Annotated in this window: 16 protein-coding genes; 11 read left to right on the forward strand and 5 right to left on the reverse strand. The window is 68.2% G+C overall.

From position 1 onward, the window contains the following. Positions 1–192: 192 nt before the first annotated feature. The 7 genes from AC07Z7_RS00780 to AC07Z7_RS00810 all read left to right on the forward strand — a co-directional run bounded on the left by AC07Z7_RS00780 (position 193) and on the right by AC07Z7_RS00810 (position 7,574). The gene (locus tag AC07Z7_RS00780) at positions 193–1,548 is read left to right on the forward strand and encodes a hypothetical protein (RefSeq protein ID WP_494764989.1); all 1,356 of its coding nucleotides are present in this window, start codon (positions 193–195) and stop codon (positions 1,546–1,548) included. Positions 1,549–1,568: 20 nt separating this feature from the next. After that, positions 1,569–2,315 carry a class I SAM-dependent methyltransferase gene (locus tag AC07Z7_RS00785; RefSeq protein ID WP_252660074.1) on the forward strand — a complete coding sequence of 249 codons (747 nt, stop codon included), beginning with the start codon at positions 1,569–1,571 and terminating at the stop codon, positions 2,313–2,315. 343 nt (positions 2,316–2,658) lie between these two features. Next, positions 2,659–4,194 carry a COG3014 family protein gene (locus AC07Z7_RS00790; RefSeq protein ID WP_494764990.1) on the forward strand — a complete coding sequence of 512 codons (1,536 nt, stop codon included), beginning with the start codon at positions 2,659–2,661 and terminating at the stop codon, positions 4,192–4,194. Between the two features lie 35 nt (positions 4,195–4,229). Next, on the forward strand, positions 4,230–4,643 hold the full coding sequence (locus AC07Z7_RS00795; protein ID WP_094289959.1) for a YcfL family putative periplasmic lipoprotein: 414 nt from the start codon (positions 4,230–4,232) through the stop codon (positions 4,641–4,643). Between the two features lie 43 nt (positions 4,644–4,686). Beyond that, positions 4,687–5,304: a penicillin-binding protein activator LpoB gene (gene lpoB / locus AC07Z7_RS00800; RefSeq protein ID WP_494764991.1), complete on the forward strand. Its 618-nt coding sequence runs from the start codon at positions 4,687–4,689 to the stop codon at positions 5,302–5,304. 192 nt (positions 5,305–5,496) lie between these two features. Next, a complete protein-coding gene (locus tag AC07Z7_RS00805; protein WP_494764992.1) occupies positions 5,497–6,459 on the forward strand; it encodes a hypothetical protein in 963 nt (320 codons plus the stop codon). Between the two features lie 26 nt (positions 6,460–6,485). Then, positions 6,486–7,574 (forward strand): alpha/beta hydrolase, encoded by a 1,089-nt coding sequence (locus AC07Z7_RS00810; RefSeq protein WP_494764993.1) that lies wholly within the window; start codon positions 6,486–6,488, stop codon positions 7,572–7,574. Here the strand turns inward: AC07Z7_RS00810 and AC07Z7_RS00815 are convergent. The 3 genes from AC07Z7_RS00815 to AC07Z7_RS00825 all read right to left on the reverse strand — a co-directional run bounded on the left by AC07Z7_RS00815 (position 7,552) and on the right by AC07Z7_RS00825 (position 10,904). Beyond that, the gene (locus tag AC07Z7_RS00815; RefSeq protein ID WP_494764994.1) at positions 7,552–8,187 is read right to left on the reverse strand and encodes a flavin reductase family protein; all 636 of its coding nucleotides are present in this window, start codon (positions 8,185–8,187) and stop codon (positions 7,552–7,554) included. The two genes, AC07Z7_RS00810 and AC07Z7_RS00815, sit on opposite strands and share 23 nt — an antisense overlap. A gap of 157 nt (positions 8,188–8,344) precedes the next feature. Next, positions 8,345–9,928, reverse strand: coding sequence for a hypothetical protein (locus tag AC07Z7_RS00820; RefSeq protein WP_494764995.1), 1,584 nt, complete (start codon positions 9,926–9,928; stop codon positions 8,345–8,347). 40 nt (positions 9,929–9,968) lie between these two features. Beyond that, positions 9,969–10,904: an AraC family transcriptional regulator gene (locus AC07Z7_RS00825; protein WP_494764996.1), complete on the reverse strand. Its 936-nt coding sequence runs from the start codon at positions 10,902–10,904 to the stop codon at positions 9,969–9,971. Positions 10,905–10,969: 65 nt separating this feature from the next. Here AC07Z7_RS00825 and AC07Z7_RS00830 point away from each other — a divergent pair, with 65 nt between their 5' ends. Next, entirely contained in the window at positions 10,970–12,241 is a 1,272-nt protein-coding gene (locus tag AC07Z7_RS00830; protein WP_494764997.1) for an MFS transporter, read from the forward strand. Between the two features lie 198 nt (positions 12,242–12,439). Next, complete coding sequence (locus tag AC07Z7_RS00835; protein WP_494764998.1) at positions 12,440–12,952, forward strand: DUF1993 domain-containing protein; 513 nt, start codon at positions 12,440–12,442, stop codon at positions 12,950–12,952. Positions 12,953–12,989: 37 nt separating this feature from the next. On the opposite strand, the gene AC07Z7_RS00840 is transcribed toward AC07Z7_RS00835, so the two are convergent. Next, on the reverse strand, positions 12,990–13,451 hold the full coding sequence (locus tag AC07Z7_RS00840; protein ID WP_063462278.1) for an Lrp/AsnC family transcriptional regulator: 462 nt from the start codon (positions 13,449–13,451) through the stop codon (positions 12,990–12,992). A gap of 229 nt (positions 13,452–13,680) precedes the next feature. Here AC07Z7_RS00840 and ggt point away from each other — a divergent pair, with 229 nt between their 5' ends. After that, entirely contained in the window at positions 13,681–15,558 is a 1,878-nt protein-coding gene (ggt, locus tag AC07Z7_RS00845) for a gamma-glutamyltransferase (RefSeq protein ID WP_494764999.1), read from the forward strand. 83 nt (positions 15,559–15,641) lie between these two features. On the opposite strand, the gene AC07Z7_RS00850 is transcribed toward ggt, so the two are convergent. Beyond that, positions 15,642–16,601 carry a LysR family transcriptional regulator gene (locus tag AC07Z7_RS00850; RefSeq protein ID WP_494765000.1) on the reverse strand — a complete coding sequence of 320 codons (960 nt, stop codon included), beginning with the start codon at positions 16,599–16,601 and terminating at the stop codon, positions 15,642–15,644. A gap of 242 nt (positions 16,602–16,843) precedes the next feature. Here AC07Z7_RS00850 and AC07Z7_RS00855 point away from each other — a divergent pair, with 242 nt between their 5' ends. After that, positions 16,844–18,163, forward strand: coding sequence for a hypothetical protein (locus AC07Z7_RS00855; protein WP_494765068.1), 1,320 nt, complete (start codon positions 16,844–16,846; stop codon positions 18,161–18,163). The last annotated feature ends 228 nt before the right edge of the window (positions 18,164–18,391 follow it).

The following is an 18,391-nucleotide window of genomic DNA, read 5'->3' on the forward strand; positions in this document are numbered from 1 at the left end:
CGTGAAATAGCGCACAGAAACGGTTTCCAGCCGTAACTTGCGCAGGCAAAATGCGTCAGTGCGGGGCCTACACTGCGCTGCGTTCAACACACCCGGGTTGACCGCAAGGCCTTGGCAGGCAGCGATCTGACGCTGCGCTGCGGCCCACGATGGTTTGCCGGGTGATTCCTGTATCTCCTGGAACAGACCACCATGACTCCTTTGCGCTTTGTCCTGACCCCCGCCTGCCTGGCCGTTGGCCTGAGCATCGCCAGCCTGGGCGCCCAGGCCCAGAACACCAAACCCCCCAAGGTCCAGCTGTGGATGGACCTGTCCACCGGCACCATGGCGGGCATGCCCGAGATGGACAGCCTGCCCGGCGGCGGCGGAATGCTCGGCGGCCTCATGGGCGGTATGGGCGGCGGCGCGCAGGGCAGGGCGGGTGGCGGCAACACGGCCTATGGCCATGCCCGCGCCATGTCCATCATGCCGCCGCGCGTCATCGACATCGCCTTGCACAACAGCCTGCGCCCCGGCGTGGAGGCCAGCCAGGCCATCCCGCCCGGCATGCGCATGGGCGAATCCCTGCCGCTGATCCCACCCCGCGCGCAGCCCACCCAGACCGAGCCCGGTGACGTGCCGCAGGAATACCAGCAGCACCAGCCCAAGGGCCGCATCCTGCTGTACTGGGGCTGCAGTAGCGCGGTGCGTGCGGGCCAGCCCCGCGTGATCGATCTGGCGCGTGCCAAGCCCTCCGACTACGCCCAGGCCTTTGCAGGCCGCGCCGTGCCCGACCGGGGCCCGCGTGTGGGCCCGGCCTATGCGCTGTACCCCAACGAACGCAACCAGGTCAGCCTGTCGCGGGACAGCTCGGTGGTGGGCGAGCACCAGGTGCGTGGCGACGGCGTGCCTGCGTCCATGAAGTTCACGCTGGGGGCCGCGCAAGACTTGATGCCCGCCATCGACCTGCGCACCAGCGGCAAGCCGCAGGACAGCATGGGCACCAGCTGGCAGCCCGTGCGCAATGCGCGCGCCTATTACCTGCACGCCATGTCGCAAAGCGGGGACGACCTCATCATGTGGTCCAGCGCCGAGACGCCTGATACGGGCATGGGCCTGTTCGACTACCTCTCGCCCGCCACCATCGACCGCTGGCTCAAGGAGCGTGTGCTGCTGCAGCCCGAGACCACGCAGTGCGCCATTCCCCAGGGCATCTTTGCGGGCGGCGGGCGCGATGCCACGCCCATGCTGCGCATGATGGCCTATGGCGGCGAAAGCCACATCGTGCACCCACCCCGCCCGGCCGACCCCAAGGCCGCGTGGGAGCCTGAATGGTCGGTGCGTGTGCGTGTGAAGTCGCACACCATGGCCATGCTGGGCGAAGAGATGCAGGGGCAGCGCGGGGGCATGGGCGCCACGGCTCCGGCGGGCGCTGGCGCCGGTGGCGGGGCGTATTCGAGTGGCATGGGCAACAGTGGCCAGTCCTCGGGCGGTGCGCCGTCGGATGCGGGCACCCCTGGTGAGGTGGTGAATCCCGTCAACCTGCTGCGCGGCCTGTTCGGGCGCTGAGCCGAAAGCAAAGACACCCCATGCTGGCCCTGCGCATGCCCTGGCCCTTGCCCGCGCTGATGGCGTGGGCGGGTGCGTGGCTGGTTTTTGTCGCGCTGCAGCGCGCCGCCGTGCCGCCCGTGGGCGCCTTGGTGGCCGCTTGCCTGCTGGGCACGGCCGCCAGTGTGCTGGGCGGCAGCTGGTGGCGGCGGGGGTTGATTGCGGCAGGGTTTCCGCTGTCGCTGGCACTGCTGGGCGCCGCCAGCCTGCCCACCTGGGCGTGGCTGGTGCCGCTGGCGCTGCTGTTGCTGGTCTACCCGCTCAACGCCTGGCGCGATGCGCCGCTGTTCCCCACCCCGCGCCACGCGCTGCAGGCCCTGGCCGTGCAGGCACCGCTGCCGCTGGGCGCGCGTGTGCTCGATGCGGGCTGTGGCCTGGGCGACGGCCTCAAGGCCCTGCGCCATGCCTACCCTGCGGCCCAGCTCGAAGGGCTGGAGTGGAGCTGGCCCCTGCGCCTGGCGTGCGCTGCGCTGTGCCCCTGGGCCCAGGTGCGGCGCGCCGACATGTGGAAGGCCGACTGGAGCCCTTACCGCATGGTCTATCTGTTCCAGCGCCCCGAAAGCATGGCCCGCGCCGCCGCCAAGGCCCAGGCCGAGCTGGCCCCGGGCGCCTGGCTAGTGAGCCTGGAGTTCGCCGTGCCCGGCTGGTTGCCCAGCGCCCAGCTGCGCGCACCCGGTGGGCGGGTGGTGTGGCTGTACCGCATGCCGCTGAACCGTGTGGAGGCATGACATGCACCGCGCCCGGCTTTGTGTGTCAGCCTGTGTCAGAGGCCCCGAACGGTTACAGAAAAGATACAAGCTTTTGCTACATTGCGCCCCTGGCTACAACCCCATACACAAGAACCAAGAAACTCACAGCCAGAGGGGGACGCACAGAGCGCCGCTGCGCATCGGGAGGGATGCAGGCGGGCTGTCGGCAACTTCCTTGTCCGGTTTTCCTACGCCACACCCTGCAGCGCTGCAGACACGGTGTGTTGCCTTGCTGCTGGCCAACAGGCCCGGCAGCCGCAGGGCGCGTGGGCCACGCCGGGGTTTTTCTGGTGCCTAACCGATCGTCGTGCAAGGAGCATCCATGACCACCCCCCTGTCCCGTTTCCGCCCCCGTCTGCTGTGGGTGCTGACGCTGAGCGCCGCCCTGACCGGCTGCGCCACCATGCAAAGCCACGACAAGCTGGCCACCGACATGCAGACGGCTGGGCGCAGTGGCGGCATTCCTGCCGCCATCGCCCAGCTGGAAAGCACGGCCAAGACCGAAGAAGAAAAAACCGCGCTGCTCTACAACATGGAACGCGGCGAGCTGCTGCGCATGGACCGCCGCTACCCTGACAGCACCAATGCCTTCCTGCTGGCCGACAACAAGGTCAAGGAATGGGAAGAAACCGCCAAGACCAACCCCAGCAAACTCATGGGCACCGTGGGCGCTGCGCTGATCAGCGAACGCCTGAAGGTCTACGAAGGCCAGGACTACGAAAAAGTGTGGGTGACCACGCGCCTGGCCCTGAACCGCATGGCCGTGGGCGACTTTGAGAATGCCCGCGTGGACATCAAGCGCACGCACGAGCGCGAAGCCATCATTGCCGAATTCCGCGCCAAGGAAACCCTGGCCGCTGAAGAAGAAGCCAAGTCCAAGGGCGCCACGTCGGGTGGCAAGGAACTGAACGGCTACCCTGTCGAGACGCTCAACGACCCCGAGGTGCTGGCGCTCAAGAACGGCTACTCCAACGCCCTGAGCCACTACCTGGCGGGCTTCCTCTACGAAATGCTCAATGAGCCCGGCCTGGCCGCGCCCGGCTACCGCAAGGCCATCGAGCTCAAGCCCGACACCCCCGTGCTGGAAGAAGGTCTGCGTGGCCTGGACAGCCGCACCGGCTTCACCTGGAAGCGCCGCCAGCGCATGACCGACGTGCTCTTCATCGTCGAGGCGGGTGATGCCCCTGCGCGCAAGCCCAAGGCCTTCACCATCCCCGTGCCGACGGGGCGTGGCATGGTCACGGCCAGCATCTCCTACCCCGTGATCGAGCCGTCCAAGGATGCCTTGCTGACCACCATCTCTGCCGCAGGCACCGACCTCAAGCTGGAAAAAGTGGTGGACGTGAACGTGATGGCCCGCCGCGCGCTGAAGGACGAAATGCCCGGCATGGTGTTGCGTGGTTTCACCCGCGCCGTGGCCAAGGGCGTGCTGCAGAACGAGCTGCAAAAGCGCGGCGGTCTGGTCGGCGGCCTCATCGGCGCAGCCGCCTCGGTGGCCACCGAGCAGGCCGACGACCGCATGTGGCGCATGCTGCCCGGCCGTGTGTACGTGGCCCGTGGCTACCTGCCGCCCGGCGAGCATGTGGTGAGCGTGAATGGCCGCCAGCTGCCCCAGCCCATCAAGATCGACGGCCAGTACGCCCTGGTGCCTCTGCGCATGTACGACAACAGCGTGCTGACCGGCGACGTGGCCATGCTGGGCCAACTGCCCACCGTGGCCGCTGCACCGCAGCCCGCCGCCGCCGAACCCGCCGCCACCGTGCGCACGACGACGACAACCACTACCACCAGCCGCACGCGTGTGGTGCCCAAGGCAGCGGTCAAGTCCACGTCCACCGCGCCGGCCGCCAAGAACTGAAACCGAACATGTCCCATTTTCAAGGAGCCTCTGGCATGAGAACCCGTTTTGCCCTTGCCGCCGCCGCACCCGCCGCTGCGTGTGCCGTCCTCGCGATGACCCTGGCCTCCGCGGCCCAGGCCCAGCTGCACGACCCGGCCACTCCGCTGGCCGTAGCCGCCAAGGTCGCCCTGCGCGGCGAAGCCAACAGCATCGCCGTGCGCGAGATGCGCATCGTGCGCAAGAACGACATCCTCGTTGTGCAGGCCGACATGGCCAACATGGGCCGCACCGACCGCACCGTTTTCTACCGCTTCAAGTGGCTGGACAACGTGGGCAACCAGGTGGGCGATGGCGAATCCTGGAAACAGATGAGTGTGCTCGGCCTGGGCCAGCAGACCGTGAAAAGCGTGGCGCCCACGAGCGCTGCTGTGGACCTGCGCCTGGAAATGAATGTGGAGCCGCGCTGAGCGCCGGTGCCCGACCCCAAGATTGAGTGAGGAGTAAAAAACCATGACCACCAAGAACCCCATCCAGCGCAGCGCGCTGATCCTGGCCTTTGCGGCCAGCACCCTGGCCCTGTCGGCCTGCCAGAACCTGTCGTCCCCCACCGTGCGTTTTGACCGCCAGGTCAACTACGGCGACGCCAAGGCCGTCGAGCTGGTGACCAACGAGTTCGGCTCCACCGACCTGCAGATGATTGCCGAGAAGATGACCGGCGGCTTGCTCGAAACCGGCATCTTCCAGGGCCGCCCCACTGTGACCATTTCCACGGTGAAGAACAAGACCAGCGAGTACATCGACACCACCAACGTGATGAACTCCATCCAGACCGCGCTGGTCAAGTCGGGCAAGGTGCGTTTTGTGCGCTCCATCAACGAGATGCAGGCCGGTGTGGACGAGCTGCAGCGCCAGAACCAGAGTGGCCTCTACAAGCAGGGCACCACCGCCAAGGTCGGTCAGATGACCGCCGCCAAGTACAGCATGGAAGGCGAGCTGACCAGCATCGTCAAGCAGAACAACACCACCAAAGACGTGTACTACAAGTTCACGCTGAAGCTGTTTGATGTGCAGGAAGGCACGATCGAGTGGCAGGACGAGAAAGAGATCCGCAAGACAAGCAAGAGATAACCCCCTGAGCGGCTGCGCCGCATCCCCCTTTCTCTCGCGCTGCGCGCGGGAAGGGGGACGCCGCCAGTGCGGCGGGGCGGCCCTTGCACGACGGCCGCTGGCCTGGGCCGTGCCAGTTTCGAAGGATGTTGGTGCTGAGGCCACATCGCTCGATGAATTCATGACTTTCCGTTAGCTCACAAGGAGCACACCATGCAACGCAGAATCACCCTCCACACGGCCCTGGCCGTGATCGCGGCCACCACGCTGGCCTGGGGCACGGGCGCGCAGGCGCAGCAGCCCGGCGCGGCGCCCAAGATCGCCGTGACCGACCTGGCCTACGCCCAGCGCGTGTCCGAATACTTCCTGGCCGGCACCTACCAGCGCAGCAGCCAGATGAGCGCGGGCGGCAGCCACAGCGGCGGCTACAGCCACGGCCCCTATGGCGGCGGCGGCTCGCACTCGGGCAGCCACTCGATGCAGGCCTCCGAGCAGGCCAGCGGCACCTATGTGGCCGGGCGCTACAGCTACATCGAGCAGCGCGAGCTGGGTGGCTACACCAACGACATCAAGGGCGCGATCCTGCAGGGCACCTACTTCAAGCTGGTGCAGGGCAAGGGCTTTGACGCGGGCAAGCCCCAGCCCAGCAAGGCCGAGCAGGTGCTCAACCAGGTGCAGGGCGGCAAGATGGCCACACCGCAGGCGCAGCCCCAGGTGGCCGATGTGATCAGCCGCATCAAGAAGGGCGAGTTCAACGGCGCCGACTACGTGCTGTTCGGCGTGGTGTCCAGCATCGACTTCACCGACGCGCTCTCGCCCCTGCAGGGCACGACCAGCGCCACGCGCCAGTACGGCCTGCAGCTGCTGGCCGACTTCTCGCTCATCAACACCAAGACCTACGAGATCAAGGCTGCGTTCTCCGCCCAGGGCGAAGGCAACGACACCAAGATCCTGTCGGTCCGTGGTGACATTGCCCCGCCCAACCGCGCCAAGGTGATGCGCGAGACCTCGCTGTCGCTGGCGCAGGACGTGTACCACCAGCTCGCCGGACAGCTGGGCTACACCGACGCCAACCTGGCGCGCGGCGTGCGTCCTCCGCCGGTGTACCAGCAAGGCGGCCAGCCTATGCCCGTGCCGCAGCCCCAGCAGCCCGAGCAGGTGCTGATCCTCAAGTAAACACAGCTCTTTGGGGGTGATACGCCGTGGCGCACTGCTTCGTCGCTGTACCCCCATCGCGCCAGGCCAGCCGCGTGCTGGCCTTTTTGTTGGGCGCACGGCGGTGGGCCACAGGGGCGGTTCTGGCCGCTGCCTTCGGGGCGGTTGCGGCCCAGCCCACGGACTCGCCGCTGTCTCCGGTGCTGGCCGAGCCTCCGCACGCGGCCCCTTCGGGCCGCTTTGAGCCCCTGGTTTTGCCCGGCGAGCGCGGCGTAGTGCTGCAAGCCCTGCAGCGCAGCGAACGGGTGCCGCCCCTGCGCTACCGGGTGATTGTGGTGCCCGGCTCTGGCTGTGCGGGCCTGGGATCGTTTGCCGACCGCTACTTTGCCGGACTGCTGCACGCCCAGGTGTTGGTACTGCACAAGCCCGGGGTGAGCCCTGGCGACCGCACCGCCCCCGCCGACTGCCCGCACAGTTTTGTGTCGCGCGACCGGCATTCCACCTGGCTCGCGCACGCCCGTGCGGCCCTGCGTGCCGATGCCCTGCAACGCCAGGGGCAGCCCGCGCTGCCGCAGCTGCTGGTGGGCATCTCGGAAGGGGCCGAACTGCTGCCCGCGCTGGCGCCCGAGGTGCCACAGCTCGCCGGCCTGGTGCTCATCGGCTCCAGCGGGCTGGACCCGCAAGAGGCCGGGGCTCTGCAGGCACGCCGCCTGGGGGTGGAGGGCGACTGGGCCGCGCTGGCGCAGATCGTGGCGGGTGCTCCGCACGACAGCGTGGTGGTGCAGGGACGCAGCCTGGGCTACTGGCGCGACCTGTGGAACTGGCCCCTGACCCTGCCCCTGCTGCGCAGCCCCTGGCCGCTGCTGCAGGTGTGGGGGGGCGACGACGCACTGGTGCCCGCCGTGGCCTACACGCAGTTTGAAGCGCTGGCGGCCTTGCGCACCGCGCCCTATTGCGCGCGGCGCATGGAGGGTGCCGACCACGGCCTGCAGGGCCCCGCATCGGGCGTGGACGGCGTGCAGCAGGTGTGGGTCTGGACCGAGCAATGGGCCCGTCAACCGGCCGCCGGGCTGTGTGCGCCGTTGCGACTGTTGCGAGAGCAGCAGCAGGCTCCTAGCGCGGCCGGAACATCCTGAACAACTGCTCCGGCCCCACCGTGAAGTAATCGGCCGGGCCGCCGCCGCGCAGGATGTGGCCAGCGTTGGCGGTGTCGTACACGCCGTTTTTCAGCAGGGTGGTGTCGATGTGCACAGCCACCACCTCGCCCAGCACCAGCCAGGTGTCCACCTGCGCGCCATCCACCCCCTGCAGCTGCAGGCTCTGCGTGCTGCGGCATTCAAAGGTGACCGGGCTTTCGGCCACACGCGGGGGGCGCACGCGGGTGGAGGGCAGGGGGGTGAGGCCGGTCAGGTCGAACTCGCTCACTTCGGGGGGCACAGCGGCGCAGCTCTGGTTCATCTGCTCGGCCAGGTCGCGCGTGGCCAGGTTCCACACAAACTCGCCCGTGGCCTGCACGTTGCGCACTGTGTCTTTGAAGCCGATGCTGGCAAATCCCACGATGGGCGGCACGTAGTTGAACGCGTTGAAGAAGCTGTAGGGCGCCAGGTTGGTGGTGCCTGTGGCGTTCTGTGTGGAAATCCAGCCGATGGGGCGCGGCCCCACGATGGCGTTGAACGGGTCGTGCGGCAGGCCATGGCCCAGGCGGGGTTCGTAGCTGTGGAAGGTGCGCGGGGGCTGTGGGGTGGTCATGGGGCTTTGCGGGCAGGAGCAGACAGCCAGCACCTTAGCGGCAGACGCAGCACGCTGCGGTCACGGGGGTATCAAAACGCTCACTTTTTAATAGCTGTTCAAGCTTATTGGATGCGCGGAGAGGGGTTGTTGGAGTGCTGAAGCACCGTCCCTTGGCTCAGCGGGGCGGGCTGGGCGCAGCGCAAATGCCGGGGGTGGCGGGCGGAGGCACCACACACACCATGCGCAGCAGGGCAGAGAACGAGCCCTGGCCAATGCCATAGCTCGACGCCGTCAACCAGGGTATCTGCTGGCGCACGCGCTCCAGCGCCGCGCGGACCTCTGCCTCGCTGCCGCCTCCCTCCAGCTCGACAAGCTGGCCGCGCTTGCCGTCGCGCAGCACCAGCTTGGTCAGGGTCACCCCGTTACCCAGCACCGGGCGCAGAGCGTCTTCCACCTGCTGTTGGGTGTAGGCGCTGCCCGTGGCTGGCAGGCACACGCTGCGCTCGCCCGGCGCCGCGCACAGAAAGTTGACGAGCACGCGGTAGGCCACCTGCTCACCCTCGCGCCGGACCCAGGCCACCTGCGGGTTGCGCACCTCGCCCGAGCGCTCCAGCACCTGCACCCACTGGCGCACGGCCGCGTCATCGGGCGCTCGGCCCTCCAGCGCTGCGCCGTCCTTCCACAGGTCGATCTTGCCCAGGGTCATGCCGCTGGGCAGCAGCGGCTGCAGCACATTGCTGACCCGCTGGCGCGGCGAGACGGGCTCACCGCTGGCAGCCTGCGCCCCTGGGGGTGGCGCAGAGCCCGGGTCAGGCGCTGGCAGCACCGGCCGACTGCCCGCAAGGCCCATCACGTCCTGCTGCAGCGCGCGGGTTTCATCGCGCAGGGCGCTGGTCAGGGTCATGGGGTTCACGCGGCCCGCAGGCATTTTGAGCGCGCTGACGGGGCCGTCGATCCAGATCGGATATTCCAGTGCGATCTTGCCCGGCGCGCTGGCCGGTTGGTAGTAGCCTGCGTCTGTGTCTGCGCCAATGCGGATGGAAAACCGTACCCGTGTGGTGGTGGCGGTCACGCCCGCGTGGCGCACGTCCATGTCGTGGAACAGCAGCGCTGTGTTTCTTTGCGCGCTGGCCAGCTGCAGCCACTGCGCCTGGCCCGTGCCACCCGCCACGACCGATGCGTTCGAGCTCACGCTCAGCAGGCCCAGGCGCACGTCGTGAAACCACAGCTTCACGCCATGGCTGGGGTTGACGTACATGCGCAGCACCGGCAAGTCCACCCGGTCAAACAGCACTTTGAGGTTGTCCCCGCGCAGCAACAGTTCGTGGGCCGTGGCCAGCTGCAGCGTGAAGCACACGGCCGCGTTGTCAGCGCCCACGCGCGGGATGGCCGACGCGCCCTGCGCGGCGCTGATCGTCACGTCGTACGGCCGCAGCCTGGCAGTGCGCTGGCGGTCCCCGCTGTAGGTGCTGTCGGCTGCCCGAAAGGTGCCACTGCCCAGGAACAGCCGGTTCTCCGCGCCGGACACCACGCGCACCGTGCAGTCGTTGGCGATGATGTGCACGTGCCGCAAGTTTCCCAGTCGGCCGCTGTCAGGGTCCCAGGGGCGCTCGCGTGCGTCGCGCAGGAGGTTGGCGCGCTCGATCAGCGTGTCGGGCGTCACGTCCAGTGGCGCGGCGTGGGCCAGCGAAGCCGCTGCGCACCCCAGTGCGGCCAGCAGAGCTGAAAGATGGGGGCGTGGGTTGCGGTGGTTCGTCATGCTCAACGCATCGTATCGGCGTCGGCACGCTTTGCCCAGGTTATGGCGCCGGCCCCGGGTGCTGCTGCCCCAGAAACCGCCCCGGTGGCTGCCCCACCGACTTGCGCACCATGGCGCTGAAGGCGCTCGCGCTATAGCCCAGCTCGGCGGCGATCTGGCCCATGGGCATGCGCCCGGCGGCCAGCGACACGGCCTTGGCCAAAATGACCTGCTGGCGCCACTGGGTGAAGGTGCTGCCCAGTTCGGAGCGGAACAGCCGCGCCACGGTGCGGGGGCTGGCGCCCGTGTCCTGCGCCCAGTCGGCCAGGGTCTCGTGGCGCGTGGGGTCGGCCAGCACGGCCTCGCACAGGTGGCGCAGGCGCTTGTCCTGGGGCAGGTCCACGCCCAGCTTCACGGCGGCGGCGCGGGCCAGTTCGCCCCTGACCAGGGCGCTCAAATGCTGTTCACGCCGCAGGTCGGCGGGGCTGATCGCGGGGCCACCATCGGGTGCGGTGGGCATCTCGCGCACCAGGGCGCGCAGCAGGTCGGACACCTCCAGCACGCGGCACTGGCGCCAGGCGTCTTCCTGGTCGCGTGGCACGCCGGGGCCGCAGCGCCCCCGGGGCTGGTGAAAGTACAGCGTGCGCAGGTCGGCGTCTTCCACCATGGTCACCGCATGCTCCACGCCGGGCGGAATCCACAGCGCGCGCGAAGGCGGCACGATGTAGGTGCCGTGGTTCACCGTGAGCCGGATCACACCCGTGGTCGAAATCGCCACCTGCGCCCAGGGGTGGCTGTGCGGCATCACCTGCGTGTCGGCGGCCAGCCAGCGCAGCTTGGCGCGCACCGGGCGCGCTGCGGTGGGCACAAACAGCTCGGGCGTGAGCGAGTCCACATACGACAGGCCGCGCGGCTTTCCGGCCTGCGCACGCGGCACGACCTGGGCGGCAAAGTGTTCCACCGCCGGCTCGGAGGGCAGGGTGCGCGGGTTTGGCATGTTTGCGACAAAAGTTGTCTGCCTATCGTAAACCTGCCGGGGCCACCCTGCCTAAGATCAGCCCCATGACCGCTTCCTCTTCCTCTGGCACCCTCGCCAACCCTGTCCCGTTGCGACAGGACGCCCGCACCATCGGCCTCGTCGGCCTGGCCCATGGCAGCTCGCATTTCTTCCACATGCTGCTGCCGCCGCTGTTCCCGTGGCTGATCGGCGAGTTCGGCTTCAGCTACTCCGAGCTGGGCCTGCTGGTGTCGGTGTTTTTTGTGATCTCGGGCGTGGGCCAGGCGCTGTCAGGCTTCATCGTGGACCGCGTGGGCGCGCGGCCGGTGATGTTTTTTGCGCTGTCGAGTTTTGCGGCAGCGGGCCTGGCGGCGGGCACCGCGCAGGGCTACTGGGGCCTGCTGCTGGCGGCCGCGCTGGCTGGGCTGGGCAACGCGCCCTTCCACCCGGTGGACTTCACGATCCTGAACAAACGCGTGTCGCCCCAGCGCCTGGGGCACGGCTTTTCGGTGCACGGCATCAGCGGCAACCTGGGCTGGGCGACGGCGCCGGTGTTCATGGCGGGCATTGCCACGGCCACGGGCTCGTGGCGCACGGCCTGCCTGTGCGGGGGGCTGTTCGCGCTGGTGGTGCTGGCCATCATGGTCTGGAACCGCGATGCGCTGGATGACCGCCAGGGCGCCTGGGCGCACCAGGGCAAAGGCGGGGCAGGGGCAGCCAAGCCCGAGCACCCCATGGCCTTCCTCAAGCTGCCTTCGGTGTGGCTGTGTTTCTCGTTCTTCTTCTGGAGCACCTGCGCACTGAGCGCCATCCAGAGTTTTGCCAGCCCCGCGCTGCAGTCCATGTACGGCCTGCCGCTGAGCGTGACGGCCATGGTGGTCACGGGCTACATGCTGTGTGGCGCGGCCGGCATGCTGGTGGGCGGGTTCCTGGTGGGGCGTGTGCAGCGGCTGGAGAAGATCATCTCGGTCTGCCTGCTGGGCTCGGCCGCGCTGCTGGTGCTGGTGGGCCTGGGCTTCCTGCCCGGCATGGCGGCGGTGGTGGTGGCCTCGGTGGCCGGGCTGGGCACGGGCCTGGCCGGGCCCTCGCGCGACATGCTCATCAAGCGCGCTGCCCCGCCCGGCGCCACGGGCCGGGTGTATGGCACGGTGTATTCGGGGCTGGACCTGGGCTTTTGCCTCGCGGCCCCCGCGTTTGGCGCCATGCTGGACCATGGCATGACCTCGGGCATCTTCTACGGCTCGGCCTTCACGCTGGTGCTGAGCGTGGTGTCGGCAGCGCTGGTGGGTGTGGGCGTGGCGGCAAGGGCCGCGCGGCCCCTGGCAACCGCTGCCTGATCGGGAGAGGTGAAGCGCTCTGAAGCGCTCTCTCGTTGGTGGATCGTCGGTGGGGCATCCATCAATGGGCCGGGTGCGCCGGGGCTTCTGCGTGCGCGCCAACAGGCTTGGCGGGCTTGTGTTGCAATCGCTGCGACTGCGCGGGGGCCTTTGCATGGCCTGCAACGCGCAGCCCTCACACCACTTCCAGGACCCCCCATGACCTCACCCCTCTACAACGCCAGCATTCCCGTGTTCCGCCAGATGCTGGGCTCGCTCAAAGACATCCTGGCCAAGACCGAGACCCATGCCACGGCGCGCAAGATCGAGCCCGATGCTTTGCTGCAGGCGCGGCTGTTCCCCGACATGTTCCCCCTGGCGCGCCAGGTGCTGATTGCCTGCGACTTCGCCAAGGGCGTGGCCGCGCGCCTGGCCGGGGTGGAGGTGCCGTCCTTCCCCGACGCCGAGCGCCCCGGTTTTGCCGAGCTGAACGAACGCATCGCCACCGTGTTGGCGTTCATCGAAGGCCTGCCGCAGGCTGCATTTGCCGATGCCGCCACGCGCGCCATCACCATCCAGCCCGGCACGCCGCGCGAAAAGCAGTTTGTGGGCGAGCACTACCTGCTGCACTACGGCCTGCCGCAGTTCTTCTTCCACGTGAACGCGACCTACGCCATTGCGCGGCACAACGGCGTGGAACTGGGCAAGCGCGACTACATGGGCCAGTATTGATCCGGGCCATCGCGCAGGCGGCCACCACCCGGTGTGGCTACTGCGCGTAGTTCAGCGGCAGCGCGGTGGTGAACTTGATCTCCTCCATCGCAAAACTCGAACTTACATCCGACAGCGCCACCGCCTGCGTGAGCCGCTTGTAGACCGCGTCGTAGGCGCGGATGTCGGGCACCACCACGCGCAGCAGGTAGTCCACATCGCCGCTCATGCGGTAGAACTCGACGATCTCGGGGATGCCCATCACCACGTCGCGCAGGGTGTCGAACCACTGCTGGTGGTGCTGGCTGGTTTTCACGGCCACGAACACCGTCACGCCCACATTCACCTTGCGCGGGTCCACCAGGGCCACATGGCGGGTGATATAGCCCTTCTCCCGCAGCCACTGGATGCGCCGCCAGCAGGGCGTGTTGGACAGGTGCACGGCATCGGCCAACTCGGCCAGCGGCGTCTCGGCGTTCTGCTGCAGCATCGCCAGCAGCTGGCGGTCAATGGAATCCAGATTCTGTTTCACGGCAAGTAAGAAAAATCGTTTCTCGTATTTGGCGATATACGGGGCATAAAAGCAAAATGATTTTCATGCCCGTGTCACATACTGGACGGGCGTTTCTGGCACGGAATCTGCGGTCTGTGCCTGCAGCTCCGGGGCCTGCATCCACCGTGGTGCGGCGTGTTTTGCGCCCGATGGCCCGTGTTCCCCTCCCCTTCCTTTTCTTCCAAGGACTTCATCCATGACGGCTTCTGTTTTTCGACGCAAACCCTATGCCCTGGGCCTGAGCATCGCCGCACTGGCGGTGCTGGCGGCCTGTGGCGGCAGCGATGGCCCCACCACGCCGGTGGCGACGCCCGAACCCGTCGAGCAGTACGTGCCGCCCGAGCCGCCCTCGGGCTACACGCCCAAGGCCATCAGCTATGCCAACAAGGACATGGTGGCGGCGGCGAACCCGCTGGCGGTGAAGGCGGGCGTGGACATCCTGGCCAAGGGCGGCACGGCCACCGACGCTGCGATTGCCGTGCAGATGGTGCTGAACCTGGTGGAGCCGCAGTCCTCGGGCATTGGCGGTGGCGCCTTCATGCTGCACTTTGACAAGGGCGCCAACAAGCTGCTGGCCTACGACGGCCGCGAGACCGCGCCCAAGGCCGCCACGCCCAACCTGTTCATTGGCGCCGATGGCAAGCCGCTGGCGTTTCTGGCGGCGGTGGACGGCGGCCTGTCGGTGGGCACGCCGGGTGTGCTGCGCATGCTCGAAGCCGCCCACAAGGCCCACGGCAAGCTGCCCTGGAAGGACTTGTTCGAGCCCGCCATCAAGCTCAGCGAAGAAGGCTTTGCGATCTCGCCGCGCATGAGCGTGTCGATTGCCGGGTCGGCCGCGCGCATCAAGGCCCAGGGCGAGCCCGGTGCGAGCTACTTCCTCAACGCCGACGGCACGGCCAAGGCGGCGGGCACCTTGCTCAAGAACCCCGAACTCGCGGCCACCCTCCGGGCCATTGCAGCGGGCGGTGCCGACGCGTTCTACAAGGGCGACATCGCCAAGGACATCGTGGCCAAGGTCACCAGCCACCCCACCAACCCCGGCAAGCTCGCGCTCGATGACCTGAGCGGCTACACCCCCAAGGTGCGCGAGCCCGTGTGCGGCGTCTACCGCGTGCAGTACCGCGTGTGTGGCATGCCCGCGCCCAGCTCGGGCGGCATTGCGGTGCTGCAGACCCTGGGCCTGCTGCAGGGCTTTGACCTGGCGGCCATGAAGCCCAACACGCTGGATTCGGTGCACCTGGTGTCCGAGGCCTATCGCCTGGCCTATGCCGACCGCGCGCTGTATGTGGCCGACCCCGACTTCGTGAGCGTGCCCCAGGCCGGCCTGATCAACGCCGACTACCTCAAGGAGCGCGCCAAGCTCATCAGCATGAGCAAGAGCATCGGCACGCCCGTGGCGGGCACACCACCGGGTGTGAGTGGCGCTAAGGGGCGGGACAACTCGCTGGCCCTGCCATCGACTACCCACCTGTCCATCATCGACAACGCAGGCAATGCGGTGTCCATGACGACCACGATCGAAAACGGCTTTGGCAGCCTGCAGATGGTGCGCGGCTTCTTGCTGAACAACCAGCTCACCGACTTCTCGTTCACGGCCACCGATGCGGCGGGCAACCCCATTGCCAACAGCGTGCAGCCCGGCAAGCGCCCGCGCAGCTCCATGGCGCCCACCATCATCTTCAATGCCGCCACGGGTGACCTCGAAGGCGTGGTCGGCTCGCCCGGGGGCAGCGCCATCATCCAGTACACCACCAAGACCATCCTGGGCATGACGGACTGGGGCCTGAACGTGCAGCAAGCCATCAACCTGCCCAACTTTGGCGCGCAGACCAATGCCACCACATCCATCGAAAAGGGCTCGGTGATCGACACCGCCGCCATCCGCGACGGCCTGAAGGCGCGCGGCCACACCGTGGCGCAGACCGACACCTTCACCAGCGGCCTGCATGGCGCGGTGTTCAACGGCCTGCGGTCCAATGGCAATGCGGGCCTGCTGTCGCGCAACCCAGGTGCAGGCACCTATGCCGGTGGCGCCGACCCCCGCCGCGAGGGGATTGCGCAGGGCAACAACTGACCCGCACTGTGGTGATGTTGTGATGATTGGCGGCCGCACCCGAACCGGTGCAGTGCCGATGCAGGAAGAGGCTGCCGGGTGGACTACCGGGCAGCCTTTTTTTGTGGGGGCTCCGTGGCCGCCACCGGGTGTTGTTCGTGTGCCAGCGTGCGCAGCAGGGTGGTGAACGTGGCCGTGGGTCCCACGTTGTCGTCCGCGCGGTAGACCAGGGTCAGCGGCACATCCAGTCGCCCGCCATCCACCAGCGGCCGGTAGGCAATCGCATGCCGGTGCACGCCCAGCATGGACGACGGCACCACGGAGATGCCCGTGCCTGCCGCCACCAGGTTCAGGTTGGTCAGCATGCGCGCCACCTCGGCCACCACGCGGGGGCGCACGCCTTGCTCGGCACACAGCGCCAGCAGGTTGGCATACAGGCCGGGCGCGCCCGGGCGGCGCACCAGGATCATGGGCTCGCCTCCCAGGTCGGCAATCTGGATGGGCAGCGGTTTGCCGCGCCGCTGGCGTTGTGCCAGTGGGTGGTCGATGGGCAGGGCCACCATGGCGGGCTCGTGCTGCAGGGTCTCGAACACCAGGCCCGCAGGCCGCGCCACGGGCACGCGCAGCAGGCCACAGTGCAGGCGGCCATCGGCCACGGCCTCGGTGATTTCGGCGGCATTGTTTTCGCCAATCTCCAGCACCAGTCCGGGGTGGCGCGCGCGGCACTCCCGCAGGGCGAACGGGGTGAATTCATGGGCGGCGGCCGAGCTGGTGAAGGCAATCACGAGCCGGCCGGTCTTGCCCTCGGCCAGCAGCTGCATGCGGCTTTGCAGTGCGTCGAAGTCATGCACCAGTCGGGCGGCATCCGCCTGGAGGGCATGCCCGGCCTCGGTCAGGGTGACGCCCTTGGCGTGGCGCTTGAACAGCACCAGGCCCACCGTGTTTTCCAGGGCCTTGATTTGTTGGCTCAGCGGCGGCTGGGCCATGCCCAGCAGCTCGGCCGCACGGGTCATGTGCCCGGCCTCGGCCACGGCCAGAAAGTAGCGCAACTGGCGGATGTCCATGTCAGTGCCTGCGGGTGGCTGGGAGGGTGGTCATATGCAAATCGTATCGCCAGGGCCATTTTTGCCTATTTGACGTATTGGAAGCCGGTTTCTACGATGCAGCGGCATCCGGCTCGCACCCCAAGAACTTTTCAGGAGACACCCCCGCCATGACTGCACTGCAGCCCCATTCCCTGCCACCCCTTTTGCCTCTTTTGCCCCGAGGGCCCCGCTGGGCCCTCGCGGGCCTGGCCTGCCTGGCGATGGCGGCCTGCGCACCCATGGCCACCACCCCCCCGCCTGCCACCACAGCAGAGGCAGCGCCCGTGGCGGCGGCCTGCCCCAAGGATGTGGCTGCCATCGCCCGCTGCCTGGCGGGCCAGGACTCGGCCGGGGCCTACTACCTCATCGCCATTCCGCAGAAGTGGAACGGCCACCTGGTGCTGCACGCGCACGGCGGGCCCACGCTGGGCGCGCCCAAGGCCGAGCGTGCGGTGGAGGACCTGGAGCGTTGGTCCATCATGGTCCGCGCGGGGTATGCCTGGGCGGGCAGCACCTTCCGCCAGGGCGGGGTGGAAGTGCGTTCCGCTGCCGAGGACACCGAGCGCCTGCGCCAGATTTTTGTGCAGCATGTGGCCCAGCCGCAGCGCACCGTTTTGCACGGCCAGTCGTGGGGCGCCAGTGTGGCGGCCAAAGGGGCCGAGATGTTCCAGCGCACGGCCGATGGAAAACGCCCCTACGACGCCGTGCTGCTGACCAGCGGCGTGCTTGCGGGCGGCACGCGCTCGTACGACTTCCGCACCGACCTGCGTGTGGTCTACCAGTACCTCTGCAACAACCACCCGCGGCCCACCGAGGCGCAGTACCCGCTGAACACCGGCCTGCCGCGCGATGCCGCAATGACCCAGGCTGACCTGGCGGCGCGCATCAACGAATGCCTGGCGCTGAACAAGCCCGTGGCCGAGCGCACGCCCGAGCAGCAGCGCAAGGTGCAGACCCTCGTCGATGTGATCCGCATCCCGGCCAGCTCCATTCCGGGCCACATGAACTGGGCGACCTTCCACTACCGCGACGTGGTGCAGCACCGCACCGGGGGCGCGAGTCCGTTTGGCAATGTGGGGGCGGTCTACAAGGGCTCGCCGGACGATGCGGCGCTCAATGCGGGTGTGCTGCGCTACCGCGCCGACCCGCAGGCCGTGGCGCGTTTTGCCGCAGACACGGACCCGACGGGCCAGATCCCCGTGCCCGTGCTCACCGTGAAGGGCGTGGACGACCCCACGGCCTTTGTCGAGCTGGACGCGCAGTTCAAGGCCACGATGGACAAGGCGGGCAGCGGCGCGCGCCTGGTGCAGACCTTCACGCGCCACAGCGGCCACAGCTACCTGAGCGACCCCACCTATCCCACGCTGATGGCGGCGCTGCTGCGCTGGGTAAATGAAGGCGAGGGCGCCAAGCCCACGCCCGCAGGCATCGCCCAGCAATGCCCTGCCTACGAGGCTGAGTTTGGCAAGGGCTGCGCCTTCTTGCCTGCCTATGTGCCCGCACCGCTGGCCAGCCGGGTGGTGGACCGCGACCGGCCGTGACGCCACAGGCCTGAAGGGCCGACCGGTGGCCGCAACGGTGCCAACGACCCCATCGGTGTCACCCAAAACAAAAGGGCCCCGCGTTGCGGCGGGGCCCTTTTGTTGTTTGCTATTGAATATATAGCTATATGGGCAATGTGGTCGCGCGGTGGGGGCCATTTTGATGCCTGAAACCCACCAGCGGACCCCTTGCGCTGTTGCTGCGCGCCTCCGGCAAGCCCAGGCGCC

The organism is Acidovorax sp. GW101-11A03 (assembly GCF_059424825.1).